This window comes from Myxococcus sp. NMCA1, assembly GCF_026810205.1.
Taxonomy (GTDB): domain Bacteria; phylum Myxococcota; class Myxococcia; order Myxococcales; family Myxococcaceae; genus Myxococcus; species Myxococcus xanthus_A.
The window spans coordinates 7,778,020-7,804,692 of sequence record NZ_CP113950.1; the positions used below are offsets into that span (position 1 = coordinate 7,778,020).

Sequence of the window (26,673 nt, forward strand, 5' to 3'; positions counted from 1 at the left end):
GCGGTGGTGTCAGTCGGAGCTGGACGGGAGCGTGACGGTGCCGGGAGTCTCGATGGCGGCGAGCGCAGCGTGCAGCAGGTAGCGCCCCGGGTCCTCACCGCGCAGGCGGGCCGTCTCAATCAGCGAGTAGAAGAGGGCCGCCACCTCGGTGCCGCGCAGCGACTTGGAGCCGTAGTGATTCTTGCGGCCCACCACCATGTCGCGCAGCTGCCGCTCCACCAGGTTGTTGTCCAGCGGCACCCATGGGTTGGAGAGGAAGACGGTCAGCCCACTCCACAGCTCCAGCATGTACTCGAGCGCCTTGCGCAGAGCACTGCCTGGCAGCGAGCGCTGGGCCAGCGCCCACTCGCGGATGGCAGCCACCAGCGGAGCGGACTTCTCCTGTCGCACCGCGAGCCGTTGCGCGAGTGCCGCGGCCTGTTGCTCCCCCTGCAGTACGTGCGGTTGTGGTAGGTCGGCCTCAATGGCATACAGCTGGCCAATGAGCGACAGCACCTCGGCGCACACGGGGTGTGCCTACCCAAAACTCGGTCGCTGCGTCATGAGTGCGTCAAGGCTGCGTCAAAACGCGCGTCATGACGGTGAGCGAGGCGCGCAGGGTCATCGCGTGGCCTGGGCCAGCTGATGCAGCAGGTGGGGCTGCTGGCAAGGGGCCGAGCCCACGGGGGCCTTGGACCGCATCACCATGGCGGCACCATGCCCCCGGCTCCTCCGGCATCATGCAAGGCACCGACGCCCCCCGCTCCTGACGGCGCGAATCACCCCATGCACTCGAACTCCCAATGAAAGTGTGCCCGAAGCTTATCGACACACTCCTCCCATATAGCGGCTTCGCAGGAGGCTACAGTGCGTTCGAGCCAGCGCCAGAGGTCGTCAAGGTCGTACCGGTGCATGACCACCAGCTTCCGGCTGGACAGGAGGATGCCGTCCTTGGGCTCCAGCGTATTGAGCCCAGCTGGAGTCGCCACCATGATGGTGAACGTGTCCGACTTCTTGACCTGGTCCAGAGCCCCCTTCCCTCGGGTTCTGGGCCCGATTTCGATGAACATGAACGCGACAACCGCGTCGGGGTCGTCGGGCACCCAGTCCCGGATATTGGGACAGTTTGCAATCCCGACGGACTGGATTCCGGGCTTCACAGTGTCCCCTTGGCGAGTCGCGACATCGCGGACGATGGGATGCGCAGCGGGCTGACGGCCGCCGCGCCTCCACCATGCTGCTCAGAATGCGCCTTCGAGACTTCCTAAATCACGAGCGATGCCGCTCCGCCTCCCTGAAGAACTGGGTGAGCGAGTACTCCAACAGCGACTCGCGCGACTGCATGTACCGGCGCGCACGGAGGAAGGGCAGCCAGACGCGCTTCCCAACGCGCACCTGGGACTCCTCCATCTTCGCCCGCAGCACCCACGTTCCTCCCAACCGCCGCACCAGCACGTCCCCCAGGTAGACGCCCAACGCCGGTATCGTGTGTCCGTCGAGGACGTCGCGCGTGTAGCGCTCGGGGAAATTGGTCTTCCAGAAGTGGAAGTCGAGGTCCGTCAGAGACTCAGGCGTCTCCTTCATGATCGAGGGCACATCCGTGTGAAGCACAGCCACAAGCCCTTCGGACAAGTCTCCGTAGGATTCGAGGACGCGCTCCGGATTTGCCACGTCCGAGGGATGAGCGACAGGGAGCCACTCTTCCGGCACAGGAGGTTGGAAGGCGTTGAGTTCGGCAATCTTCCGCTGTCGAGTCGTGACACCGGACTCATCCGTAAGCCGAGTCAAGAGCGGCGCCACGTCCGGATGGAAGCGTGGCTCGACGGGAACGAATGCAGCACTGCGCTCCTTCAGCGTGCGCAGCACCGTGTCGAAGTCGAGGTCGGGCCGCAGGTGGACATGCGCGCGGGCCTGCACGACACGCGACTCCTCACTGTCAAAGTCGGCGGCAGTAGGCCGTAGCAACAAGAGGACGGAACCGTTGGGAAGTTCCTCCACGAGATGCGCAGGCGTCGAGAGCATCCGCTCTCGACCTACGGACGCCACCAGTTTTGGGCCGAAGATGTTCAACCAGAACAGCTCATAAATCTTGTCGAACCCATCCCGCATCCACGTGTCCCTCTCGCGACCGAATGAGGGGAACTTCGCGAGATGCATATCGGCATCGCTGTGTGCCACCGCATAGTCCATCGGATACTGGGAGGCCCATGCCCGAGCGGCCTGCACGAAGTTGCGACAGCGCTCCGCCTCACCGAAAAACGTGAGCGGCTGCACGCTAAGACTGGCCTTCAGCAGGGGCCGTTCCCGCGCAGGTCCGAGGTTGAGAACCAACGACACGGCGGGCTCCTCTGGGCGAACAAGCCCGATGATCGTCCCGTACTCCTGGCGCCGCTCTTCCAGCGCACGGACTACCGCCTCTCGGGAGTAATTGCGCGTCCGACTGGCCTTGACGAATGTCGGCATCCACCCGGCTGCATACGCCTCCAAGGATTCCAGAAATGGCACGACAGATTGTTCTAAGCCATTCCTTGGGTCATAGGTCCCGTCCATAGTGAATCGAAAATTGTTCTCCTTGTCCAAGTCATGCAAGGTCAGCGTTTTCATTGAAACAGTACCTCCACACCCTGAATCGAACTCTGCGCATCCATGGCCGCACTATCCAGCCCGCTTCGATTCTCGGGCAACAGCTCTCCGCCCTCATAGACAAGGCGCACTCGCTTCACATTCGCCTGCTGTCGCATACCGTCCCGAAGAATTTTCAGCGTTCCACCGTAGAACTTCATTGCGTTACTTGCGTCCGTATTTACCTGCACAGGCAGCGCATCTTCTCCGAGGGCGGCCAAGTTTCGACTCTTGAAGCTGAACGTCTCCACCCGGGGTGGCTGGCCCGGTGGGGGGCGCTCCTCGATGACGAGGACGTCGGCGTACCGGAAGTCCACCTTCGACACGCCCACGTGCGTCGCGATGCGCGGCTGCTCGAAGTCGCCGAGCCAGCGCCGCTGTGCGCGGGGCAACGCAGCGTCCGCCTCCAGGATGGCGATCATGGTCCTCTCGAAAGCCATGCCCCGAGCATAGTAGGCGCGCATCCCCCCGTAGCCCTCCCACTTCAGGGGGCCCTTGACGGCGTCACCGTTCCGAATCTCCTTCAGGCGCCTCTTACGGTAGGCAACGTACTCCCGCCAGAGCGGCGCCCCCTTCTCGACTCCCGGCGGCGGCTCATTCAGCTTGGGCGCCATCTCCTTCAGCAGCTTCACGTCCTTCGGGAGACGGGGCCCCGAGGACTCCAGCTCCGCCAGGAACAGCTTCGCCTTCGCGGCCTCCGCAGCACCTACCTTGGCGTCCTGTGCGAAGAGGTCCAGGTTGTCGAATTGCAGCCTTCTCGCCGAAGACCGGGCGGGCTCTGTTGATGGTCACCAGGAAGCGCGGATTTCTGGTCATGGACGGCGAGAAGTTCGAGAGCTCTGCTGCCAGGGGCAGCGCTGGGTGCCGCCGAAAAGTTGAGGAGAGGAGCGCGAGCCGGTGGAGTCCGGGGCTGCGCGCGTCCTGAAAAGTCAGAAGGCCCACCAGCGACACCTGGAGGGCCTTCCTGGGGGCGCGCCCTGGTGTGCGAGAGGGGCGAGCCGGTGAGGGAGGGGTAGCGCACTCCGCGGCGCGGCGCCAGAAGTCGGCGCGCACGGGAAGGTGTGCGTGGAGTCATTGCGTCTGGTGGTGTGCGGGCGGCCGGAGTGCCGGAGGCTGTTTCAGCTGTGCAGCCGGTGCGACAGGGGGCAGCGCTACTGCGAGCGCAGGTGCGGGGTGCTGGCGCGTGCGGAGTCGGTGCGCGCGGCCGGGCGGCGATACCAGCGCACCCGAGACGGACGGCATGCGCACGCCGAGCGCCAGGCCGCGTACCGAGGACGGCGGCGGAAAGTGACGCATCAGTCTCCCCCGCCAGGGGCCTTGGAGGTGACGGTGCCGCCCGCGCCGGCCCAGGCCACCACGCAGGTGTCCGCGGAGCCGAGCGCAGCGAGGCCACCTGCGTATGCACCACCGTCCATTCCGGCTTGCACGTCCTGCGGACGCGCCAATCCATTCCTCCGTCACACCACCCTGGCGCGCACCCGAATGGGCCCGCGCTGGCGGCGCTGCCCACCCTGAGGAGGTGGGAGGATGATTGGCCTCGAGGTACGCGCCCGGATTCGCCAGTTGCACTACGCGGAAGGCTGGCCGGTGGGCGCCATCGCCACGCAGTTGGGGCTGCACCACGACACCGTGGAGGCGGCCCTGGAGGACGTGCCGGTAGCCAGTGCTGACAGAACGGCGAAGCCCACGGTGCTGGGCCCGTACACGGACTTCATTGACGTCACCCTCAAGGCCCACCCGCGCCTGAGGGCCACGCGCCTCTTCCACATGGTGAAGGCCCGTGGCTACCTGGGCGGCTATGAGCAGGTGAAGCGCTACGTGCGGCGGGTGCGTCCGGGGCCCCAGGCCGAGGCCTTCTTGCGCCGCAATACCCTGCTGGGCGAAGAGGCCCAGGTGGACTGGGGCAGCTTCGGCAAGGTGCGGGTGGGGCGGGCCACCCGGACGCTCTCCTGCTTCGTCCTGGTGCTGGGCCACTCGCGCGCCATGTACGCGCGCTTCTTCCTGGGCCAAACCATGGAGTGCTTCCTCCAGGGCCACGTCCAAGCCTTCGAAGCGCTGGGCGGCGTGCCTCGCAACCTCCTCTACGACAACCTGAAGTCCGTCGTGCTGCAGAGGGCCGGAGACATCATTCACTTCCACCCGCGCATATTGGAAGCCGCCGGCCACTACCACTTCGTCCCCAAGCCCTGCGCCCCCTACCGCGGCAATGAGAAGGGAAAGGTGGAGCGCACCATCCGCTACCTGCGCGACTCCTTCTTCTCTGCGCGCACCTTCCACGGCCTCGACGACGTCAACCGCCAACTGCAGCGCTGGGTGGAGGAGGTGGCCCACCAGCGCCGGGTGCCCGGCGACGCCTCGGGCCGCACGGTGGCGCAGGCCTTGGAAGCCGAGCGCCCCCTGCTGCTGCCGCTGCCCGCGCACCCGCTGCCCACCGACGTGGTGCGCCCCGCCGCCTCCGGCAAGACGCCCTACGTGCGCTTCGACGGCAACGACTACTCCATTCCCGAGGGCCTGGTGCGCCGGCCCCTCACGCTGGTGGCCTCGTCCACCACGGTGCGCCTCCTCGACGGCGCCGTGGAAGTCGCCTCGCACGTGCGCAGCTGGGACAAGGGCGCCGTCGTCGAGGATGCCAGCCACCTGGCTGCCCTGGCCAGGCGCAAGGCCCACGCCCACGAGCTGCGTGGCAGGGACTTGCTGCGCGCACGCTGCCCGCACGCCGAGCAACTCCTCCAGGCGCTCACCAGCCGCGGCGACAACCTCGGCAACCACACCGTGAAGCTGCTGGCGCTGGCCGACAGGTACGGCTCCGCCGAAACCGACGCCGCCATCGCCGAGACGCTCGCTCGCGGCGCACTCGGCCCCGCCGCCGTTGCCCACGTCCTCGACCAACGCAGCCGCAAAAGGGGCGCCCCTCCGCCGCTGCCCCTGGTGCTGCCGGATGACCCGCGCGTGCGCGAGCAACGCGTCCCCCAGCACTCCCTCAACCCCTACGACGCCCTCCTCGGGCGCGACACGGAGCAAGTGTCATGAGCCCCTTGAAGGAACGCCTCAACACCCTGGGCCTGCATCACACCAGTGCCGCGCTCGATGACCTCATTGCCCTGGCCACCAAACGCAGGTGGGGCCCCACCGAGTTGCTGGAAGCCATCACCGAGGAAGAGACGAAGGACAGAGCCCGGCGCAGCGTGGAGCGGCGCCTGTCGCGCAGCAAGCTCGGCGCGCTCAGGACGATGGCCGACTTCGACTGGGGCTGGCCCAAGCGCATCGACAGGACGGCCGTCGAGGGCGCCCTGGCGCTGGACTTCATGGCCCGCCCCGCCAACGTCGTCCTCGTCGCGCCCCAGGGACTGGGCAAGACGATGATTGCTCAGAATATCGCCTACAACGCCGTGCAGGCTGGGCACTCCGTCCTCTTCACCACCGCCTCCCAGTTGCTGCTCGACTTGGGAAGCCAGGACTCCGCTCGCGCTCTCGACAGGCGCCTGAAGCACTACTGCACTCAGGCGGGGTTGCTCGTCATCGACGAGATTGGCTACCTCTCCTACGACGCCAGGAACGCCGACCTCCTCTTCCAGGTGGTGTCGCGCAGGTATGAGAAGAAGCCGATTGTCCTGACGACCAACCTCCCATTCTCCGAGTGGACCACCATCTTCCCCAACGCCGCATGCGCCATCGCCCTCATTGACCGCGTCATCCACCACGCGAGCATCATCAGCATCGAGGGCGACAGCTACCGCAGGCGTATGGCCGAGGAATCACGCGCGGAGCGCAAGGCAAGGAAGAGCTGAGCGTCCCCGCGACTCACCGATGCCCACCGGCCTCGCTCTGCGCCCCGCAATCGGAGCGCAGCGCGGGGCCGTCTTGCGTTGCCTCGACTCGATACCTGCGCTCGCCGATGACCCGATTTCCGCGCTCCGCGATGACCGCGTCGATGACCAGAATCCCGCGCTCTTTGATGACCGCCAACAACCCCAAGGATGCGCGCATCGCGGAATTGGAAGCGCAGGTGGCCGCGCGCGACGCGCTCATCGTCGAGTTGATTGCGAAGGTGGAAGCTCTCACGGCGCGCGTGGCGGAGTTGGAGGCGCGGCTGAGCCAGAATTCAAGCAACTCCTCGAAGCCGCCCTCCTCGGACGCCCTCGGCACGCCGCGCCCGCCGAAGAAGCCGACGGGGCGCCGACCCGGCGGCCAGCCCGGGCATAAGAAGCATGAGCGACGGTTGCTGCCGCCCGAGGCGGTGCAGCACTTCGTCGAGCTGGTACCCAAGGAGTGCAAGGGCTGCCGAGGTCGGCTGGTCGGCAGAGATTCCGAGCCGCGCCGCCATCAGGTGGTGGAAGTGCCGCCGCTTTCGGCCATTGTCACCGAGTACCGCAGCCACGCGTTGGAGTGCCGCGCGTGTGGCACGGTGACGCGGCAGCCGGTGCCCGCGTATGCCAGCAGCGCCTTCGGCGACCGGCTGGGCGCACTGGCCAGCCTCCTGGTGGGCAAGTACCGGCTGTCCAAGCGGCTGGTGAAGGACGCGCTCTCGGACATGGTGGGCGTGGAGGTGTCCGTGGGCAGCGTCGTGAATCTCGAAGGGGAGATGGCAGGCGCGCTCGCCCCCGCGGTGACCGAGGCCACCGAGTACGTGCAGGCTGCCGACAGGGCTCACGCGGACGAGACGGGCTGGGTGGAAGGGCGTGAGGACGGGCGAGGCAAGCGCGCCTGGCTGTGGATGGTGGCCACGGCGCTGGTGGCCATCTTTCGCATCGCCCAGAGTCGCGGTGGCAAGGTGGCGCGTGCCCTGCTGGGGGAGGACTTCGCCGGCTTCCTCGTGAGCGACAGGTGGAGCGGATACGAGTGGTGCGACGCGGGCCTGCGGCAGGTGTGTTGGGCCCACCTCACCCGGGACTTCCAGGGCTTCATCGACCGGGGTGGCAAAGGCGGCCGCCTCGGCAGGAAGTTGATGCGCCAGAGAAACCGCTTCTTCCACTGGTACCACTGGGTGCGCGACGGAACCATGACGCGCGAGGAGTTCGAGCAAAGGATGCCCGCTGTGGAGCGCGAGGTGGGCCGCCTGTTGCGCCGTGCCGAGATGCACGCCGAGAAGAAGACGGCCGGGATGGCCCGGGAGATTCTGCGCTTTGAAAAGTGTCTATGGACGTTTGTCGACGTGCCAGGCTTGGAGCCGACGAACAACTTCGGCGAGCGGTGCCTGCGTCACGCCGTCATGTACAGGAAGACATCCTTCGGCACGCAAGGCCCCGAGGGCAGTCGTTTCGTGGAGCGAATCCTCACGGCCGTCACCACGCTCAAGCTTCAACGGCGCGGCGCTCTGGACTTCCTGACGAACACCCTGCACGCGCATCGGAACGGCCTTCCAGCACCCTCGCTGCTGCCCACTCCGGAAACGCTTCAGCTCGCGAACGCGGCCTGAGCCGGTGAACGGTTACGGCGATTTTAGGGCTCATCTCTCCTCCAGCGCACAGTAGGCTTCCTGCCACCGCAGTCAGACACCCAATTCTACTACGTGTGTGCCCCCTGTCTATGATGCACTCGGCAGCACATATGAGATTCAGAGGGCCTTTGGCGGGGTGCGGCACAGGGAGTGGAGGAGAACCGTGCCAAGCCACACTCAAGCTGTTGGCCAGGCCAGTATTCCTTCAAAGTAGTTCCCGCACGCGCACCTCTCCCTGAAGCAGGAGACAGTCACCGGAGGGGATGCCTTGGCGCGGGTGACTGTGAACTCATCCCCCCGCGCGTTGGGGCGGCCTCCGAGCCAGGGCCCACCATCCGCTTCACCACCTGCGCCTTGAATGCATCCGTGCACGACACTGCGCCCTGCCTGCCCTCGCCCCCAAGACGTCGTCAGCTCGGCACGTCAGCCGAGGCGACTTCTTCCCTGACACAGGGGGGGGGGGCGGACATGCCGACTCGAGGGGCCGCGGTCCGTCCAGCTCTTCGCCATGAAGCGCACGTCGATGCCGCCGCGCTCCTCATCCACGAAGGCCCTTGCACTGCCCTCGAACTCCACCATGTGCGCCAACCCAGGGCGCCAAGTGCAATCGTCCGGGAGCACCACCCAGACGCGCTTGTCGAAGCCACGGGTGTCGGCCAGACACACCCTGCGCCCGCGCACCTCCACGACCTCACCCACCAGAATCATCTCCTGCGGCGGCAAGGCCATTCGCGCCATGGGCTGGACGTCGTCGGAGATGAGCTGGATGACCGACCGGATGGAGAAGTACTGCGGATTCTGCTTTCCAAGTCCCCGCTGCATGCGCCCTCCCTCGCATCGGGCACCATACCCGACCTGTGGGCAGAGGTGTGCCAAACAGGACTGACGCCACAGACCGGGTCAATACACACCCAGCCCAATCGGAGTCTTGGCGAGTCATGAAAACCGAAGCCCCTCCAATCGGATTAACCATATAGAATACTCACGGCAACAACATGGCACCTTAAGCATCACTGAAGCGAGAAAACTCCAACAGAGAAACAAGGGAGTTCATCAGCATGAAGAAGAACCTAGGATTTACTTCATACCTCTCCACCCAGAGCATCATAGGCAGCCCTATTCAAGCCTACAAACTTCGAGAATTCATAGGACAATTCTCCTGGGAAGAAACATTCACAAGACTCGCCATGCTCGCGGGCTCACTCGCCAACTTTCGCACCAACAACAAAAAACACTATCCCCAACACATCCACGAAGAACTAGCAAAACTGCGCTTCTCCCCAAGAGGAATAGACTGGCGCATCGGAACCCACGTATTTCAAAACAAAGAAAATCCAATCGCACACGAACAGGCAATATACTTCCTCCAGGCGCTCTCAATTCTGGACGGGAAGGACACCGGCCCGCCCCCCTCTGCACTAGACATTGGCCGATTACTGCTCGCGGCCAACGACCATCTAACCTCGTGGAAAGAGAAAGACACGCCACCACTTTCTCAACTCGAGCAACTCACAGCCGAATTCTGCCATCTCTCGCGATTCAATAAGCACCACGACTCGCTGAGAGGCATCGTCCGAACTGCATTGGTTTTTGAACGCCCCCCAAAAAAGGGAATTCTCTCAGACGCCGCCACATGGGCTAGCGTACAAAATCGCGCCTTCGGCAGTTCCTTTCTTGAATGGTTTGAATCATTCCTACTCCCTCTCTGTTACTTCTCGCAGACATGGGGAACTTACAAGGACGGGGATTGGATCGCGCCAATTATCGACCCGCGAACATGGTATTCAAAAACAGCGCTACATCCCACATGGGCAGACGGCCACTTCAGCAGTCTCACGACAACCAAAGACCAAGCTCGTTCAAAACTTGAGGCGTCACTTCGTAGTGATGGCCTCCCACACGCCCCAACTTTCTTCATCCAAACACCGTTTATAAAGCTCAGTTCCGGCAACCTAGTAGCGGCCTCTCCTTGGGCAGTGCGCGAGCAACTTCGTGGTGGAATTTGGATGCGGCACAGGGAGGCAACCCGCCCCCTATCAGATGGTATTAGACCTTGGACAAGCGCATTCGGGCAAATATTCGAAGCCGCATGCCGAAACATTGCCACTGAGAGCATTGGAGAATCCAATCCAACGATTCGACTCATTCTATCAAAGGACATCGGCTCATCTGACGAAATTGAGGACATCATCACCATCGAGTCCGACGGAATCATTCTTTTTTCCGTCAAATCACGACTGGTGATGGAACCGGTAGCTCGCCAAGCAGTGTCGCGCCGCAAGGTACTTGACTGGTATGAGGATTTCCTATTCGGCCACGGGAACAAAAAAAAAGAAACACCAACCCGGAGCGCTCCGCCTCCTTGACGCAAAAATCCACGCAATCCGGTCGGGGCAAACGGAAATCAAAGAGACTGCTGCTCCAATCTTCCCCGTTCTCGTCACCTTTGACGACCTATGCGAGAACGGCGCCCTCGACAGATGGATCGCCAAAAAGTACTCCGAACACAGTCTGCCGCGTCCCCCCCAAACGCACCCCCCGATCTTCCTGACAATCAATGACTTCGAAGCATTGATGTCTCTATCCGAAAACGGCCAGTCAATCACATCGGTCTTGCGCCGCAAACTCAGCGAAGAGTGGCGCGACGCAACCATGAGCGCCCTCCTACTAGACTACAGTCCCGACGGAAGTCTGTTGCGGTCAAAGTCTTTCCTGACGCGATTCGCCGAAATCGACGCACGAGCGTTTGCTCGATTCTTTCCAGAAACTGAGCACTCGCCGTAACCGCGCCCTCCATCTTGGGCCCGCCCAGAACCCCGTCGCCGTGGAATGCGTGCACCAGACCGGTCCCCGGAAGGCGTCAAGGCGAGCGAGCGGGGCGAGCGTGGTCATCATCTTGCCTGCCCCCCCAACTGCGCGAGACGAACAGCGGGCTTCATCCGCTTGGCCAGCAGCATGTCCAACCGCGGCATAATGGCAGCGTCGATCCAGGCGCCAAGAGCCTGCCGGTGATACCCACAGCCTCACGGCTGTGAACAATGTGCGTGGAGGCCCCATGACGGAGCCATTCAGTGACGGGGGAGTTCCGGCCGGTGCTGGGCGAACAAGGACCGAGCTGACGTCGAGTTTGACGCCAAACCAGGCACCGCCCTGGCGCCGTAGCTGACGCCTTACGCGTCTGCCTCGGGAGAGCGGAGCCGGGCATTCCAGGCCCGAACGGCATGCCCCAAGCGCTTCCGCTTCTTCTTCGGCTTCACGGAAAGCTCGGCCTCCACCACGGAGGGGGGAAGCGATAGCGGGCGGAGGTGACGTGACCTCCACGGGAGATGAGAGGACCACCGGAGCCCGTGCGCTCCACTGGCCACCGAATCCGGCTCGGAAGAGGCCCAGTACCCACTCCTTGAAACGCAGGCTCATCATGTCCAGGCTGCCTCCGAGGGAGTCTGGACGTTCCCCGCCAGCCTGGTCAACCATCCGCCATGTCTCCCCTAAATTCGGTCGCTGCATCACGAGCGCGTCAGCCGCATCACGCCGCTGGGCCGCGCGTGCGGCCCGGGCAGAAGTGATGCCGAATCGCTCCTTCAGGGACTGAACCAAGGGCCCCGTCGTGCGCGGCACCTCCGCCTCCACTCCGAGGACGATAGCGTGGAGGACGCCCTCCTCGTCCGTCACCTCGACGTAGGCGTCCCAGGCATGCCGGGCACTCGCGACGCTCCGCACTCAGGACAGCCCCGGCGCCATCCTCCGATGGGTCTACCCAAGATCGGTCGCTGCGCCATGAGCGAACCAAGGCCACATTAGGGCGCGTCACTGCGAGTGAGCGAGGCGCGCGGACGGCCCGGGCGGTGGTGGTGCTGAAGCGCCCCTCCAGGGACTAGAGCGTGGCCCCTCGTACATCGGACCTTCTTGCCCGCCAGGACGGTGGCGTGGCGGGCGCCATCTACCTCCGTCACCTCGACGTAGGCGTCCCAGGCACGCAGGCGCGCGAGACGCTCCGCACGCGGTACAGCTCCGATGCCGTCACCCGCCCCTTGTGCCCCCAGATTCCGTCGCGACGTCATGTGCGCATAGAGACCACTTTACCAGCGCCACAGAGAGAGCGGTGCACAAGGCCAGACACTTTCTGGCCCTGCCCATTCAGACTCACTTCCCCCATGTGTTCTTGAAGGCCAGCTTGGCTCTTTCTCCCTCAAGGACCGCTATCGCAGCTTGCCTTTTTCGGGCCTCTGCCCAGCGCTCTTTATACGGCTTCAATGCGATGCAAACTCTTTCCGGCATCGCCTTCAACGAACCGCCGTAAGCGAATGTAAAGTACCCCGGACAAGAGCTGTCGTGCGACCACAAATCATGATCCCCCTGTTCACGGCCGCCTACAAATCCGTGTTCGGCAAGTGGGCGGGCAATAAAACCATACGTTGTCCTTGCGACCGTCCACCACGTCCGAGAGGTCTCCTCGGCCACTGTCCACGGCAGGCCATTCAATGCCTCCTTGCTCGTGTGCGCCCATGAGCCAAGGCGATTCAACTCTTGCTCGACGAGCGAGGGCAGTCGCGCCAACGTAGCATCAACGGCCTGCTTCAACTTTGGCAACTTGGCCGCGAGTTCTGCATGCCGCTTCGGGTTGCTTGTGAAGTACCCCTCGGCAGCATTCTTTGCCGCCACCCCAGACCACTCCACGACCTCCGTAGAAACTGCTGCGACAATGCCAGGCACCAACGCCTCCATCTCCTTCATCAACTCCCGGAGACGCGCCTCCTCTGCCTCAATCTGTCGGCTCATTTGGTCGACGTCCATCGAACAACTCCTAGTCTTGCACAACTGGTCTATGACCTAGCCCTGAGCGTGTGACCAGTTAACATTCGCAGTTCCTCGTCAGGGTAGCTAACTGGGCGGAGCCTTCCCCATCTAGAGACCACCATGGATCACTGCCTCGCATCCATTGGGGCATCAATGGAGTAGCTGCGGGAGCGGGTCCATGGCGTCGCCCCTGCAAGACTGACATAGTCGGTGGGGCTAGCCTGTCACGCACGTGTTCTAGCGGCGCCTCTTCGTGCGGGGTTCAATCGACGCCTTCCACTCGCCTGTTACTCTGTCGAAGACGTGCTCGGTCGCAGCTTGTCCGACTCGCACCGGGCCGCGAATAGTTATGCTGGTCGCGTCCCCTAGCCGATCCGCGTAGATGTTCATATATCCTCTGAACCGGATCAACACCTCGTCAATGTTCGCGGCAGGTAGCGTCTTCCGAAGACTACCGCAGATACACTCGAAACGTTCGGTCATAGCGACTCCGGTGCAACAGGTAGCTCTGAGTTTCCGCAGTCCGGTGCAAACGCGGAGTTAAGTGTCCCCAGTTAGGTCGCGGCACCACGAGCGCATCGAAGCAGCAGTGAGCCGCCGTCATTGCCTGCGCTAAGGCGCACCCAGGGTCGTTGAATTGCTGCGGCGTCGACATAAAGTTAGTCAGCAGGATTCTCTCGCTCGAACGTATTCAGCACGCTTGTCTTCAAGCTGCCCGATGCATCCATCCGCCGCATGAGTTCTCCATACAGCAGACGCTCTTCACGCGTTGCTCCATATGGCATCGTGAATCTCTGCATGAAGAATCCGAGGTTCGAGTAGAATCGGCGACCAGGGCTGCTTTCCGGCGGTGCCTTATACACTAGCACAAGTGCATCGACTGCAGTCCGTGCAGCCGCTAGAGCCTCCTTAAACTCAATCCAGCACCTCGCTTCAGCCCGTTCGAATTCAGCCATCTTTTCGCGTCGCGACTTTGCCATACTGACTCTCCACACCACTTGACGCTTTTTGGAACGCTGCCCGCGCTATGCGGCCAGCTCAACACTGGTCAGCCGCCCCCAGAGGGACTCATAGTCCGCAGAGACGTATGCCCCTGGTGAGGCCCCCTTGATTCGCGCAATCTCGCCTGTGGTTGAGTCTAGCGTCCAGAGTTCAGCTCCCATCTTCGCAACGAACTCAGCGAAGGCAACAGGCGCTGCCAGCTCCCCGCGGGCGAGAGATGTGCGTGCGAGGCACTCGGGAGACATGATCACACGAACGGAATCTGCTGCGCGCCGATAGTCGGCCACCTGCCCTGCGAGGCGCTCGCATTCCTCTGGCGCGTTCTTCAGTTCGACGGCAATCAGGCAACGCTCGAAGACCCCCCTGCCATATCCCACGAGGTCTGCACGGCTACCGCGAACCACGACCTCGCGGGCGACTTGAAGCCCTTCTTTCCTGAGCTGTGCGTCCACAGGAGCCGTCAAGTCGCACTCCAGAGAGAAGCCTCCAAAAATGCGGTGGACCAGTGACGCATCCAGTTTCCCGCACTCCAGCACGGCCATCGCGACGACGTCGATGAGATGCGGCTTCTCCGTCTTCGACCACGTATCGACGAAGCAGCGCGCCACCAGGCGCACCTGCTTCTCCAAAGTGGCCAAAGGCTCCCGCTCGTAATCGGGAACATGCTGGTGGCCCAGATGGCCCATGACGGCGAGAAGCGCCTCTCTGGACTTCGCGACCCGCGCGGCCAACTGCTGGCGAGGCAGACCTCCGAGCCCCCGTCCCCCTCCCGATGCAGCATCAGTCAACGCACCCATCTTCAGCTCCCTTGAAGTACGTACAAGCGCTGAGCAACCTAGCGGGGCGGTCTGACATGCCCGCCCCACCAGGGGGCACAAAAGGTAATCAAAGGTAGGCCAAAGGCCTGGGGCCCCTGCACCTACCCGCAGACCGTCCACCGCGTTACGAACTCGTTGAGGCGCAAGCGGGGGGCCACCGGGTGCCTGTAGCGGTGAATGGAGAGCCAGGGCACCGGGGAGCGGCAGCGAGGCGTACCAAGAGGCTGCTGCTCGCGGATTGGCTCGACACCGACTGAGGAGGCCTGCCTGATCTGCCCCCGTTCTTCGGACCACGAGTTACGAGAGTCCTGCGGCGCTGCTGATGCCGTGCTCGGGGGATGATGCGACGGGGCCGGCATGGGCGCGGCGAGCTCCGACCTCCGCAGGTGTCTTGTAGCCCAAACTGCTGTGCGGACGCTTCTCGTTGTAGTCGCGCCGCCATGCCTCGATGAGGACGACGGCCTCCCTCCTGGTGGAAAACCACTCCGCTGACAGGCACTCGTCCCGGAAGCGGCCGTTGAAGCTTTCGTTGGTACCGTTCTGCCAGGGCTTGCCTGGGGCGATATAGGCCGTCTGAATGCCATTGCCCTCCAGCCACCTGCGCAGGGCCTTGGCGATGAACTCGGGGCCGTTGTCGCTCCTGAGGTACTCCGGCGGTCCGTGCACTGCTACCAGGCGCGAGAGCACCTCGATGACGCGCCTGGCACTGATTCGCCCGGCCACGTCGATGGCCAGGCACTCGCGACTGTGTTCGTCCACGACAGTGAGACACTTGAGCTTCTGCCCATTGGCGCACATGTCGTGCACGAAGTCCCAGGCCCACACCGAGTTGATGCCTTCCGGCTTGGGTTGGCGTTGCTGCCCCAGACGAAGCCGTTTCCTTGGCCGCCTCCGAGAGAGCGCCAGCCCCTCCTTCCTCCAGAGCCGATGCACTCGCTTTACGTTGACCGCGGGCCCCTCGTGCCGCAGCAGGGCCCAGGCTCGCCGGTAGCCGAACCGGGGGCGTACACGGGCGATGTCGCGCAACTGCGCCACCAAAGCCGCGTCCTTTGCTTCCTTGCGACTGGCGTAGCCCAGGCTACTGCGGGCCACCTTTAGTAGCGCGCACGCCCGGCGCTGCGACACGCCTTTTCCCATGGCGTACCGCACCTGCCGACGGCGGACGGGCGCGCTCACCATTTTTTTGTGGAGATTTCCTTCATGACCTCGATTTCGAGGTCCCTCTCGGCCAGCAGCTTCTTCAAACGCGCGTTCTCCTTCTCCAACTCCTTGAGCCGCGTCGCGTCGCCTGCCTCCATGCCGCCGAACTTCTGCCGCCACCGGTAGAGCGTCTGCTCGGCGACGCCGTGCTTCCGGGCCACCTCCACCACGCTGGTCCCAGGCGCCTCCGCCTCCCGCAGGACGCGGACCATCTACTCCTCGGTAAACCTGCTCTTCCTCACGACCGACCTACCTCCTGGCCGCGAGGACTCTCTCACGCTTCAACTGGTCCGAAAATCGGGGGGCAGACCACCCCTCCTGGCACGCGGTACGGTGCACCTGTGCCAGCCTGAGTTCGTTCGCAGCGTCCTGCGCCTAACGTCGATGGGAGAGCAGCCCAGTTCCCCACGGAACCGAGCTATACCCAAAACATCGGTCCAAAGAACCAACCAGGGCCGTCCCCATCTCTTGACCAGCTGAAGTAGCCAACGACCAGGCAGCCACTCCCTGGATCTGCGTTAAGGGTGGGGCGTTCCCGCCCTCTTCCGCCCATCTACCAGGCGCAGCATCCCGCCCCCGAAAGTGCGCGCACGGTAAACTGAGCGCGATACCCGCTACTCGCAGAACCCGAGCGTGCGTCCGGTTATAAGGCCCAGAGGCCCCGCTGCACCGCCTCAATGGCACATGCGCTGGTAGTTCCAGCCCGAGCTATCCTGCTCTGGTGCGCTGCAGGCCAGCCGAACAGAATGGCCGCGCCCATCTCGGACGCCATGAACGAGGTGACGAGAGTAGACTCTACATCCAGCGTCGAAGTCCTACTGGAGAAATTCTACGTGAAGAGAGCGAACCATCAACGCATCGCCAACAAGCACACTCAGACGATGCTGGCGTAACGGACACGCGCACCATCCCCACGGTCGAGATGTTCTTCAGGGGCGGCGAGCGAGCAGGCGTGCTCGTCTCTACGCAAGGGAGTCGCGAGAACTATGCTGCAGAAGACAGGGCTGCTTCGAAGTGAGAACTATGGGCGCCTATTTATCGCCACACGCGGCGCGGAGTTGATAGATGCTGGTGAGTATAACGGTGACGGCCCCATCCCGCTTCGGATTGAGTCAGGTGAGTACCCGCTTGGGGATGACCTGTTCGAAGTGCGCCGGAGCGGCACATCAGTAGCGCCCTCAAGGTAGCCTTCTACTAACTATGGACGCGGACACAACCGAAGAGACCGGTGGCCTGGCAGCCCTAAGAGGCTACGACTATCAGGAGGACGCGACCGTCTGGCTCGCGCTTCACCTCATCTTTGAACGTCGTGCCCCTCACGTCATCATTGAGCCCGCGCCACACGCAGACCTTGAGGCAACCCCCGCCGAGGATGCGTCCGCGGTAGTTCACTCCGGCTCTGCGCGCTTTCTGTTCCAAATTAAGTATCGCGGAAGTGCATGGACAGGCTTGCAGTCCTTCCGCAAAATCATCGAAGCCCCCAAGCCATCGGAGACAGCCGCAGGACATGTCCGAAAGAGGGCTGCTGTTCCGGTTGAGCAACTCGCTGTAGACCCTTCGCTGTACTACGTGTTGATAACTAATGGCCAGTTCTCATCTGGGGCAAGGGAGTTTGTCATCCCAGACTTGGAGCACCTTCCCAGGAATCTGTCGAAAACGAGCCTCATCGCCCCTGAGAGTGCATCTGCAGAGCAAATTGCCTCCCGTATTGGCATCATGGAGCAACTGATGCCCACAGAGCTAGAGGCTCGCGTGCGCCGGATATTCGTAAGCCCCGCAGCCGGACTGTTCGTACCGGCGACACGCATTGATGACGCCCTGAAGATTCTAAAGCAGGACGTGCACGAAAGACTCGTAGGCGACCAGCCATTGAAGTGGACGCGAGAGGACATCATCACGCGGCTGAGCGATCTAGGAGTGGCCCCAACGCAAACCGCAGACATGGCGACCTTCGAGCCGCCCAGGGACTACGAGGAGTTCGCGCAGCAGTTAGCTAAGTACAACTTGTTGCTGATCAAGGGCCCGCCGGGTGCGGGAAAGACGCTAGTCGCGGACATGCTTGCATTCAAGCTACAGACGGCCGAGCAGCCTTTCGAGATCGTCCGCGCGAATTCGCCAGGAGACATCCAGCAACGGCTTTACCAAGAAGGCCCGTTCCTGTTCCTCGTGGATGACCCCTGGGGACAGGACTCGCGACTTCCCGAGAAAGGCTGGGGCAGTCAATTACCCGAGCTATTCCGACGAGTTTCGGGACCTGGGGGCGCTGCCCACAAGATCCTCGTCACCACGCGTATGGGACTGCTGGGTGACGTGTACGGCCGGCGTATCCCGCCCGAAATTGAAAGGGCAAGCAAAACACTCGATTACGAGAGCTATGACAAACCAGCCCGGCTCCGCATCCTAGAACAAAAATTAAAAAACATCCACTCACTGACGCGACGACAGTTTATCCGGAAGCATCGGGAGGAGATTGTCGGGACATTGAAGGTCCCCTTATCCATTACCCATTTCGTTTCCGCAGTGGGTGCAGCCTCGTCAGATTCCGAGCTAAACCTCACGAAGCTCCTTCATGGTGCTGAAATTGAGGAGCTGTCCGAAACACTTGCGCGCGAACTCATGGGGATGGAGTGGGCTCACCTCCCGGCCATGTTCTTGTGGACCCAGCTCTGCGCAAGCGCGGCCTGTGACATCGACCACGCGCGGATTCGCGCACAACGCCTACAACGGCAACCCCAGAAGCCACTTCACATCCAGAAGCTAGTAGATTGGATGATTGAAGCAGGCTGGCTACGTCGGAATGGAAAGCGTCTGAGTGCGCATCCTACGACGATCACGGGCATGCAACGGCTCTTGGACATTTGGCCAGATGTAGCCGATGACCTCATGGGAGACCTACTCGAACAACTATGTACCTCGAGCGAGGTGCAGGCGGCGTATGAGCTAGCCGACCGCCTTCCTGTCGAGAGACGTGCCGCCCTCCCCCAGGTGGTTGCGGTAACCATCAAGCAGCTCCTTTGGAAGGAATTGCTACGGACCGAACCAGCGAGCTTCGTTGAGGTATTGCATACCGCGCGGCGATGGATGCCAGAAGACGCCCCGGTCGCTCGCATGATTGATGCACTCATTCACCCTCCCAGACAAGACAATGCCGCATGGTGGGAGCTCAACTGGGGACCTCCAGACTGGCCACTATCAGTCTACAACATCATCAACGCATCGCCCGAAGCCCAGCAGGTACTTGAGCAATACATCCGATTTTGGCCCATGACAGCAAGCCACATGCTGCACGACAGCGGGTTCGTGGATTGGACATCGCGCATTGGATGGGATTTAAGCCAAACATATCGGGAGAGCCTCGAAGAGGCTCTCGACTCCGGCGGCCATGCGGTAGGAGAGCTGGTCCAGGGAGCGCTGAGCGGACCGACACCTGACTATGAGGCACTATTGGATCGAATCCTCATGGCTGCGGCCCCACCTCAGCAAGAGGAAGAGCCCAGCGAGATGCAGGTGAAGGCCACTCAGGGAATCTTGGACAATGCGTACGCCGACTACCTTCTGACTAATGATGATACTTCCTCTGAAGTCGCCTTCACCGCAGTGAAGAGCTGGCTAGTGGCCAGGAGGAAGCGAGAGGGCTATGTGTGGATCCTATCGCACCCGGAGAGGGCTCGCCTGTATTGGAGCTGGGGTAAGGCCATGCTTAATGGGAATCCACCGCCCACCGAGGATGAGGTTGAGGCATTCCTCGGTATCGGGGAGGACGCCTATCCAGAAACGGCCTGGCGAATAATCGCGGAGCAGCGGTTCACACGCTTTGCCCCTCGCATGGTAAATGAGCTCGGTACCCTTTCTCAGGACAGCATGGGGCCTTGTCTTGAATCCCTATCGGCTATCGTCTCTGCGCCTGAACTGGGTGCCGCCCTCCATGAGCGAAGTAATGACTGGTCCGAGGAACAGAAGGCCATTATCGTCCTGGCCGCCCAAAGCCGCATGGAGTTGTCCAGCGAAGATAAAAAACCATACCGCGATAATGTGAGTGCAGCCATGGGCGCCGCTCTCTCCCGCCTCGTGGAGTTTTGCGCGCATAGGGCCAAGGGCGGACTCGAGATGACTGTCCGGCTCTCGGTTGAAGACAGAGAGAGGCTGCGACGATGGGCGCGGCAGCCTGCGGAGCAGCTCGGCATGGCTAGCCTACTCACCCTGGCCGCGGAGGGGGATTCTGTGATTATAGAGGCCGCGAATGCCCTAAGACACGAGGACTTCAAGGCACGTACGACTGCCGTAGAGGCTCTTTCGTTGGACACTTCGCCGGATGCACGTAGTCTCCTTCTCCAGGCGCTGTCCGATGATGAGGCTCGGGTTCGGGTTGCTGCAGTCCGAGCTCTCGCCCCCGGAGCTTCTCCAGAAGAGCAGCAAGCTATCTTCCAGCGGGCGCGTGATAAGAGTTCCTACGTTCGAAATGCCTGTACCCAGGCGATAGCCAATGAGCATTGGGACGGCGGGCAAGAAGTCCTAGTCGAATTGCTCCGCGACGCGCACGACCAAGGCCCCGGCGATGAGGCGCATGTCGAACATGGTATTGCGCGGGCCGCAGCAAAAGCGCTCTCCAAATGGAGGCCCCATGCGCCAGCGGTGGTCGATGCACTCCTGCACTTCGTGGCCGATGGGCTGGAGGCCAGTATGGACCCGGATGTCCACGCAGCGGTATTGAGACTCCTCGTTGCTCATGATGACCTTCGCGTTGCAGCTACGATTTCATCTGCCGTTGGCAATGTCACAGGCCTGACACGTCCATCCGCCGCTCGAATCTGCTCGCACCTCCTACAGGCTATCATTCTGCACTTGAATCGATATCCAAGGCACTCCCCGAACGTCTCAGTTCTTCCCATCGCACGAGAGGCCATGAGCACCGACGCGCGCTCCGCAGGACTCGCCATGCTTGTGCTCGGGATGGTCGGTGGGCACGCGGAAATTATCCGGCTACTTGACCACGACAAGCATCGTCAGGAACGGGCACTCCTCGCAGTTCTAGGCGCGGCGGTGACGAAGACTGTCCCAAATGACGCGGCCGAGCAGGTACTCCGTCATAGCACAGACGCAGGGCAGTTCATGGAATGGACTCGTAGAAGAGATAGGGCCCCCGCAGAGGTGTGGACCAGCCGCTGGCGCGCTCACGCAAGCCTGCATACTTGGCTTGCCGAACTATGGGAAGAGACGACAGGCTGGGTCGAAGTTGCCTTCTGGGTCGGGAAAATATGTCTTGGCCCAGAGTTCCTGGAAAGCGTCAGGGCTCACCCTCGATTGCAGGGCTAACCTAACAGCTTCTAACAAATGTCAGGACAGAGGCGACGCAGGAGCATGAAGCAGCAGCCGAGGGCAAGGAAGCCGAAGTGGACGTCGTCCCTGCGCTCTTAGCGGACGCGAAGTCGGCGAAGCTGATTCTTCCAAGCCAGTGTGCGCTCCACCACTCAGCGGTAGCGCCGCAGTCGTTCCATGGACTCAATGCCCCGGACGCGCTTTTCGAAGGGAGATGCCGCGAAGGCGGAGCCCCTCCGGTTCTTCCTGGGGGCGTAGTCCTTGTCGCCGTGCAGCTTTCTGGGGCGGTGTCGTCGCTGGCCCGAAGGCATCCTCACCGCGGGCACGGAGTCGACCAGCGGGAAGAACTCATGCGTGTACGTTGGCCGCCGTCACGGACTCGGTGAGCGGCAGGCCGTGGGCGGCTACGAGAAGATGATGGTTGCTTACCCGCCTTCGCTCTATCCGTCGGGCTGGGGCCCGGGAGGGCCCCTTTTTGACGCCCGGACGGACGAGGAGTCGATGGAGGCCCGAGAGAAGTCCACCTTGCCCCGCAGGCCTAACTCGTCGAGCAGCCGTTCCTGCAACTTCTCCCCCCTGCCCGAGTCCATTCCTCCAATCGGTGCCAGGCCGTCATGCCCGACAGGCCGAACTGCTTGCGAGGTAGCATCTCCCAGGGCCAGGGGATGCCACTTCGGAGTACGAAGACGATGGCTTCCAGGGCTGCCCTGTCGTTCGCTCAAGGGCGCCCCAGCTTCTTCTTGGGGCGCGGAGGAGGAAGCAAGGGAGCCACTCGCTGCCAGAAGGCGTCAAGGACGAGTTCGCGGACCATGCCCTTCAACCTGGAGATGGTCCTTCCCTCGACCAGTCCATCCCTGACTTTCGTTAGGAACTGTTATCCTGCAGTCGGCCGCACAGCTCAAGTCCTTGATTTCGTTGAGGGCAGGCACCAGGGTGTTGTTGTAGGATAGCGCACCATGTCCTCCGTCCCTCCGTCGTCCCGAAGCGAGCCCCGCGAAAGCCTGCTGACGCTGATCAAGGCGCAGGTCTCGAAGTACAAATCGATCGAGGACTCGACGGCCGTTGAGGTCGCTGCGGACGTCACCGTGCTCGTGGGGAAGAACGAATCCGGCAAGACAGCGTTCCTGGAGGCGCTGCACAAGTCGCTGCCACTCGACGCCGCGACGTTCAACTTCGTCGCCGACTATCCGCGCAAGGACTACGTGCGGTACAGGTCACAGCACGAGGCGAAGCAGTACGACCGCGTCGTGCAGTTAACTTTCCGCATCGAGAAGACCCTTTCCGATAAAATCAACGCAGAGGTCTTCGGTGGAGCGGAGATCATCTCCGCTGGCGACACGTTCCGGCGCAACTCCACCATCGGCAACACCCATAGCATCGACTTTTCGATTGACGAGCAGGCAGCCCTGAACGCACTGCGATGCCCTTTCGCGGATCTCGATCACGTGGACGAGGTCTTCGATAAGTCCGCTACGCTCAGCGACGTACTCGCCAATATTGAGAAACTGAAACTCCCCGCCGACCATAAGCTCACGACGTTCGTGGCACTGTGGCGCGGGCGGCAACAGCAAGACACTAACGGGGAGTTGGTAACGGAGCACATCTGGAGGACGTACCTGTCTCCGTCTCTCCCCAAGTTTTTGTACTTTGACGACTACAAGCTCCTCGAAGGCAAGATCAATCTCCCCGCTCTGCAGCAACGTCAGGGAAAGAAGCAACTGACAGACGCCGACGAAACCGCGTTGGGCCTTTTTGAGCTTGCCGGCACGAGCCTCAAGGAGCTGAGCAGCGATGAGGGGTACGAAACCGCCAAGGCGAAGCTCGAGGCGATTAGTGCAAGCATCACGGAGAAGATCTTCGAGTTCTGGAAGCAGAATCAGGAACTGGACGTCGAGTTCGACCTCAAGACCGATTCCAAGGACACGCCGCCGTACAACGTGGGGCCCAACCTCTACGTCCGCATCAAGAACCAACGGCACAAAGTAACGGTGCCGTTCAACCAGCGTAGTAAGGGCTTTATTTGGTTCTTCAGCTTCCTGGTCTGGTTTGAAGCCGTACAGTCGCACACCGAGACGAAGGACGCCCTGATCCTTCTCTTGGACGAGCCGGGTCTCAATCTGCACGGCCTCGCGCAGGCTGACTTCCTCACGTACATCCGTGACCTTTCCGCGAAGCACCAAATTATCTACACGACACACTCGCCGTTCATGGTCGACACCGCGCGACTCAGCGACGTGCGCGTGGTGGAGGACCGCTTGAAGGAAGGCACTAAGGTCACGAGCGAGTTGGCGGGCTCGTCGAACGAGAGCATCTTCCCGCTGCAAGCCGCGCTCGGCTACTCGATCGCGCAGAACCTTTTCATCGCCAAGAAGAACATCTTGGTCGAGGGTCCCGCCGATCTCGTCCTACTGCAGCACGTATCGGCTCTGCTCGAAACGAACGGCAAAAAGGGACTCGGTGACGCAATCCTCGTTCCGGTGGGCGGTCTCGATAAGCTAGCCACGTTCGTCGCGCTGCTCGGGTCCCAGAAGCTGAAGCTCGTCGTGCTGCATGACCGCGCGAGCTCTCCACACCAGAAGCTTGAGGACCTCGTCCGTCAAATGCTTATCGAGCGAAAGCGTGTGCTCGACTTCTCGATGTTCATCGAGCCTTCTCCCAATGAGGCAGACATCGAGGACCTGCTCCCCCAAGATGCGTACATTACGGCCTTCAACACTACGTACGCCAAGGAACTGAATGGTGTCACGCTCAAGGTCAAGGATCTAGGGAAAGAGCCTCGGATTGTCGCGCGTATCAACAAGTGGCTTTCTGCGAAGGGCATCAATCTACTCGCTGGCGGCGGATTCAACCACTACCGCGTCGCGCAGGCGCTCCTAGAGACACTCAAGCCCGATGCTTTCACACTAGACGAACTGGCGCGCTTTGAACGGCTCTTCGCCCGCACCGCGGAAGCTCTGTGAGAGAGTAGACCAAAGGCATGAACACTTCACCGCAGCAGTGCCAACTAGGTAACATGATTGCACCGATCCGCTCGGTGCGTATCCAGAACTTCCGCAGCGTTCGTGACCTCACGATCGACCTTGCGCCCGACGTGACCGTCTTCTTCGGCGTGAACGCCGCTGGAAAAACGACATTGCTCGATGCAGTCGCCATTGGGCTCGGTGCCATAGTGGCGCGCGTACCGAAGGCGACGGGACTCTCGTTCGCTAACCACGGGGACATCCGCGTGCCTTGGAAGGACCGGCCGGACGTCTACGAGAAAAAGGGCGTTGAGTGTCCTTTCGCGCGAGTGACCATATCCGCTGCGAATAACCTCACCTGGGACGTCACGAAGCATCGTTGGGCCGGGGACAAGGCGAGGACGCCGTCCGCCATCGGCATCAAACCGCTGCACGAAGCACTCGATCCAATCGTGGAAGAAGCGCTCGAAGGCGGTCAACAACAGGCGACATCTCAGCGCCCCATCCCGCTCGTAGCGGCCTATGGCACTGAGCGTGCAATGGTCGACGTTCCGCTGCGACAGCGTGACTTCAAGAAAGAATTTCACCGCCTCGGCGCGCTCGACAATTCGCTGCGAACAAACACCCGATTCAAGACGGTCTTCGAATGGTTCGTTGTCGCAGAGGACGAGGAACGCCGCGAGCAGGGGCGCCGCAAAGACTTCAACTATCGCAACCCAACGCTCGAGTGGATTCGCGGCACTGTCGCGCGTGCGGGGCTGAACTGCAAGAACCCCCGTATCGAGACCCAGCCACTACGAATGGTCGTCGACTTTAAGCATTCCGACGGCTCCCTCGAAGTGCTGGACATCGCAGCCCTGTCTGATGGCTATCGAACCCACTTCTCGCTCATCGTGGATGTAGCGCGCCGAATGGTGCAGCTCAACCCTAGCGACGACCTGAGCGCCAAGAACCGAGGGACAAACAGCGAGGCGGTCATCCTCATCGACGAAATCGACCTGCATCTCGATCCGACTTGGCAGGCCACGGTCGTGAAGGGGTTGCGCGATGCATTCCCGCGCGCCCAACTCGTATTGACGACGCACTCTGAGCAGGTCATTGGCTCGGTGCCCGCGAGTTCCGTGCGCAAGCTCGTGGCCGGCGACGGCGAGGTACTGGTTGAGAACGTGCCCTTCGCAGAGGGCGCCACCAGTGAGCGTATCCTCATCGACCTGATGGGCGCTAAGGAGCGCGCCGGGCAGGTCGCCGACGGAGTGAACACGAAGCGTCTCGCCGAATACATGGCGATGGTTACGCGCGGCGACGGCGAGACTAATGCGGCCAAAGAGCTCCGCGCCAAGCTCGACGAGGCCTTGCCGGGTGACGAGCGGCTTCACCAAGCCGACCTCGAGATGCAGAAACGTTCGCTCCTTCGCCAGCTCAAGGGAGGCGCTCAATGAAGCACGTTCGAGCGCTCGCCGCCGAGCCGCCGCTGCTCGCACAGTACCGAGCCAGTTCCCCCGGCGAAGAGAAGCGCCCCGCCAGCGAGGCGACGGCAACTTGGGACAGCTTCAAAGACGATCGACCTGCGTACGCAGAACTGCGGGCCAAGCTAGCCAAGGCGCAGCAGGGGCTCTGCATCTACTGCGAGCAGCGCCTTGTTGATGGCAACGGCAAGCTCGTTCCCAACGACTACCAAGTCGAGCATGTGCAGCCGAAATCAGGCGCCGTCGGCCGAGTGCTCGACTGGCAAAACCTAGCGCTCGCGTGCGGCGGAGGGACCTACACGCACCACTCAGATTCGTCCCGCGTATACACGACGGCGATGAACACTTCGTGCGGGCAGACCAAAGATGCCCTTGATTTGCCGCAAGGTTGCGATCCGAGGTTACTCCCCTTAGTCGACCCGATCATAGAGGTCGGCATCGATGGCAAGCTCTTGGTGCACGAGCAGCACTGCGTACCAGTTGGCGTGGCGTCGCAGAATGCCAAGGATGCGATCGAGCTCCTGAATCTCGACTGCGAGCGCCTACGGAAGGCGAGGCAGGACATCGGAGACAATACCCGCAGCTGGTTTGTCTTTATGCTCGAAGAGCTACTCTCGCCACAACTTACCGTCGCGCAAAAACAGAACATCGTCGACCTTCTCGTCGCACGACGCCTCCAACCAGACTCACAAGGGTTCTTGTCGCGATTTTGGTCAACAGAGAGGAGTGCCATCGGGGCTCCCGCTGAGTCCTGGCTCGCAAGTAACCAGACTCAGTTCGCATAATTTTTGAAGGCGGCGTCCCTGTGCCTACCCAAAATTCGGTCGCTGCGTCATGAGCGCGGTCAACACCATGTCGACCCTGTAGACAGAAAGCCGACGGCGCCACTTCGCCATGATATGCGGACACACAAGACGTAAAGTTCGCGGAGATTCAATCGGCTCCCGATTGAGGGGCGATACCAGCGCATTTTTCGAAACTACTGAATGTTACTCGATTTTCTACCCACCAGTGAGTTTGAGCACGCTGAGAGAAAGCGGAGAACGGGTTCGCAGAAGGCTTCATTCGGGGAGCTG

15 protein-coding genes and 2 pseudogenes are annotated in these 26,673 nt (G+C 62.0%); 8 read left to right on the forward strand and 9 right to left on the reverse strand.

All coding sequences use genetic code 11. From position 1 onward, the window contains the following. Nucleotides 1-9: 9 nt before the first annotated feature. From OZ403_RS32180 to OZ403_RS32195, 4 genes and pseudogenes are all read right to left on the reverse strand, one after another. On the reverse strand, nt 10-507 hold the full coding sequence (locus OZ403_RS32180) for an IS66 family transposase (RefSeq protein ID WP_268782540.1): 498 nt from the start codon (nt 505-507) through the stop codon (nt 10-12). Between the two features lie 251 nt (nt 508-758). Then, nucleotides 759-1,139 carry an Imm8 family immunity protein gene (locus OZ403_RS32185; RefSeq protein ID WP_268782541.1) on the reverse strand — a complete coding sequence of 127 codons (381 nt, stop codon included), beginning with the start codon at nt 1,137-1,139 and terminating at the stop codon, nt 759-761. A 109-nt stretch (nt 1,140-1,248) separates the two neighbouring features. Next, a complete protein-coding gene (locus tag OZ403_RS32190) occupies nt 1,249-2,583 on the reverse strand; it encodes a hypothetical protein (protein WP_268782542.1) in 1,335 nt (444 codons plus the stop codon). After that, nucleotides 2,580-3,380: pseudogene (locus tag OZ403_RS32195) on the reverse strand (hypothetical protein); the annotation flags it as partial. The gene OZ403_RS32190 and the pseudogene OZ403_RS32195, both read right to left, overlap by 4 nt. A gap of 748 nt (nt 3,381-4,128) precedes the next feature. Here OZ403_RS32195 and istA point away from each other — a divergent pair. From istA to tnpC, 3 genes are all read left to right on the forward strand, one after another. Next, on the forward strand, nt 4,129-5,631 hold the full coding sequence (gene istA, locus OZ403_RS32200; RefSeq protein ID WP_268782543.1) for an IS21 family transposase: 1,503 nt from the start codon (nt 4,129-4,131) through the stop codon (nt 5,629-5,631). Then, entirely contained in the window at nt 5,628-6,389 is a 762-nt protein-coding gene (gene istB / locus OZ403_RS32205) for an IS21-like element helper ATPase IstB (RefSeq protein WP_140876531.1), read from the forward strand. The genes istA and istB overlap by 4 nt, the downstream gene beginning before the upstream one ends. Nucleotides 6,390-6,556: 167 nt before the next feature. Further along, a complete protein-coding gene (tnpC, locus tag OZ403_RS32210; RefSeq protein ID WP_268782544.1) occupies nt 6,557-8,017 on the forward strand; it encodes an IS66 family transposase in 1,461 nt (486 codons plus the stop codon). 444 nt (nt 8,018-8,461) lie between these two features. On the opposite strand, the gene OZ403_RS32215 is transcribed toward tnpC, so the two are convergent. Continuing rightward, nucleotides 8,462-8,860, reverse strand: a complete 399-nt coding sequence (locus OZ403_RS32215; RefSeq protein WP_268782545.1) for a hypothetical protein — start codon at nt 8,858-8,860, stop codon at nt 8,462-8,464. Between the two features lie 236 nt (nt 8,861-9,096). Here OZ403_RS32215 and OZ403_RS32220 point away from each other — a divergent pair, with 236 nt between their 5' ends. Further along, a complete protein-coding gene (locus OZ403_RS32220; protein ID WP_268782546.1) occupies nt 9,097-10,404 on the forward strand; it encodes a hypothetical protein in 1,308 nt (435 codons plus the stop codon). A 1,777-nt stretch (nt 10,405-12,181) separates the two neighbouring features. Here the strand turns inward: OZ403_RS32220 and OZ403_RS32225 are convergent. From OZ403_RS32225 to OZ403_RS32235, 3 genes are all read right to left on the reverse strand, one after another. Then, nucleotides 12,182-12,832 carry a hypothetical protein gene (locus OZ403_RS32225; protein ID WP_268782547.1) on the reverse strand — a complete coding sequence of 217 codons (651 nt, stop codon included), beginning with the start codon at nt 12,830-12,832 and terminating at the stop codon, nt 12,182-12,184. Nucleotides 12,833-13,860: 1,028 nt separating this feature from the next. Then, a complete protein-coding gene (locus OZ403_RS32230) occupies nt 13,861-14,634 on the reverse strand; it encodes a hypothetical protein (protein WP_268782548.1) in 774 nt (257 codons plus the stop codon). Between the two features lie 318 nt (nt 14,635-14,952). Continuing rightward, a protein-coding gene (locus OZ403_RS32235; RefSeq protein WP_268782549.1) for an IS3 family transposase occupies nt 14,953-16,067 on the reverse strand; the annotation gives its coding sequence in 2 pieces (ribosomal slippage) (nt 14,953-15,842 and nt 15,842-16,067; 1,116 coding nt in all). Between the two features lie 988 nt (nt 16,068-17,055). Between OZ403_RS32235 and OZ403_RS32240 the strand changes: the two genes are divergently transcribed. Then, nucleotides 17,056-21,168, forward strand: coding sequence for a HEAT repeat domain-containing protein (locus tag OZ403_RS32240; protein ID WP_268782550.1), 4,113 nt, complete (start codon nt 17,056-17,058; stop codon nt 21,166-21,168). 101 nt (nt 21,169-21,269) lie between these two features. Here the strand turns inward: OZ403_RS32240 and OZ403_RS39840 are convergent. Then, nucleotides 21,270-21,982, reverse strand: a pseudogene (locus OZ403_RS39840) (IS5 family transposase); the annotation flags it as partial. A 145-nt stretch (nt 21,983-22,127) separates the two neighbouring features. Between OZ403_RS39840 and OZ403_RS32245 the strand changes: the two are divergent. The 3 genes from OZ403_RS32245 to OZ403_RS32255 are packed head-to-tail and all read left to right on the forward strand — an operon-like array spanning nt 22,128 to nt 26,382. Further along, complete coding sequence (locus OZ403_RS32245) at nt 22,128-24,131, forward strand: AAA family ATPase (RefSeq protein ID WP_268782551.1); 2,004 nt, start codon at nt 22,128-22,130, stop codon at nt 24,129-24,131. Nucleotides 24,132-24,184: 53 nt separating this feature from the next. Continuing rightward, the gene (locus tag OZ403_RS32250) at nt 24,185-25,570 is read left to right on the forward strand and encodes an AAA family ATPase (protein WP_268782552.1); all 1,386 of its coding nucleotides are present in this window, start codon (nt 24,185-24,187) and stop codon (nt 25,568-25,570) included. Further along, complete coding sequence (locus OZ403_RS32255; protein WP_268782553.1) at nt 25,567-26,382, forward strand: retron system putative HNH endonuclease; 816 nt, start codon at nt 25,567-25,569, stop codon at nt 26,380-26,382. The genes OZ403_RS32250 and OZ403_RS32255 overlap by 4 nt, the downstream gene beginning before the upstream one ends. Nucleotides 26,383-26,673: the final 291 nt, after the last annotated feature.

What these genes read in the sequence shown, in the direction of transcription:
- OZ403_RS32190 (WP_268782542.1), bottom strand. Translation starts at nt 2,583, where the DNA reads ATGAAAACGCTGACCTTGCATGACTTGGACAAGGAGAACAATTTTCGA.
- istA (WP_268782543.1), top strand. Translation starts at nt 4,129, where the DNA reads ATGATTGGCCTCGAGGTACGCGCCCGGATTCGCCAGTTGCACTACGCG.
- istB (WP_140876531.1), top strand. Translation starts at nt 5,628, where the DNA reads ATGAGCCCCTTGAAGGAACGCCTCAACACCCTGGGCCTGCATCACACC.
- tnpC (WP_268782544.1), top strand. Translation starts at nt 6,557, where the DNA reads ATGACCGCCAACAACCCCAAGGATGCGCGCATCGCGGAATTGGAAGCG.
- OZ403_RS32215 (WP_268782545.1), bottom strand. Translation starts at nt 8,860, where the DNA reads ATGCAGCGGGGACTTGGAAAGCAGAATCCGCAGTACTTCTCCATCCGG.
- OZ403_RS32220 (WP_268782546.1), top strand. Translation starts at nt 9,097, where the DNA reads ATGAAGAAGAACCTAGGATTTACTTCATACCTCTCCACCCAGAGCATC.
- OZ403_RS32225 (WP_268782547.1), bottom strand. Translation starts at nt 12,832, where the DNA reads ATGGACGTCGACCAAATGAGCCGACAGATTGAGGCAGAGGAGGCGCGT.
- OZ403_RS32230 (WP_268782548.1), bottom strand. Translation starts at nt 14,634, where the DNA reads ATGGGTGCGTTGACTGATGCTGCATCGGGAGGGGGACGGGGGCTCGGA.
- OZ403_RS32240 (WP_268782550.1), top strand. Translation starts at nt 17,056, where the DNA reads ATGGACGCGGACACAACCGAAGAGACCGGTGGCCTGGCAGCCCTAAGA.
- OZ403_RS32245 (WP_268782551.1), top strand. Translation starts at nt 22,128, where the DNA reads ATGTCCTCCGTCCCTCCGTCGTCCCGAAGCGAGCCCCGCGAAAGCCTG.
- OZ403_RS32250 (WP_268782552.1), top strand. Translation starts at nt 24,185, where the DNA reads ATGATTGCACCGATCCGCTCGGTGCGTATCCAGAACTTCCGCAGCGTT.
- OZ403_RS32255 (WP_268782553.1), top strand. Translation starts at nt 25,567, where the DNA reads ATGAAGCACGTTCGAGCGCTCGCCGCCGAGCCGCCGCTGCTCGCACAG.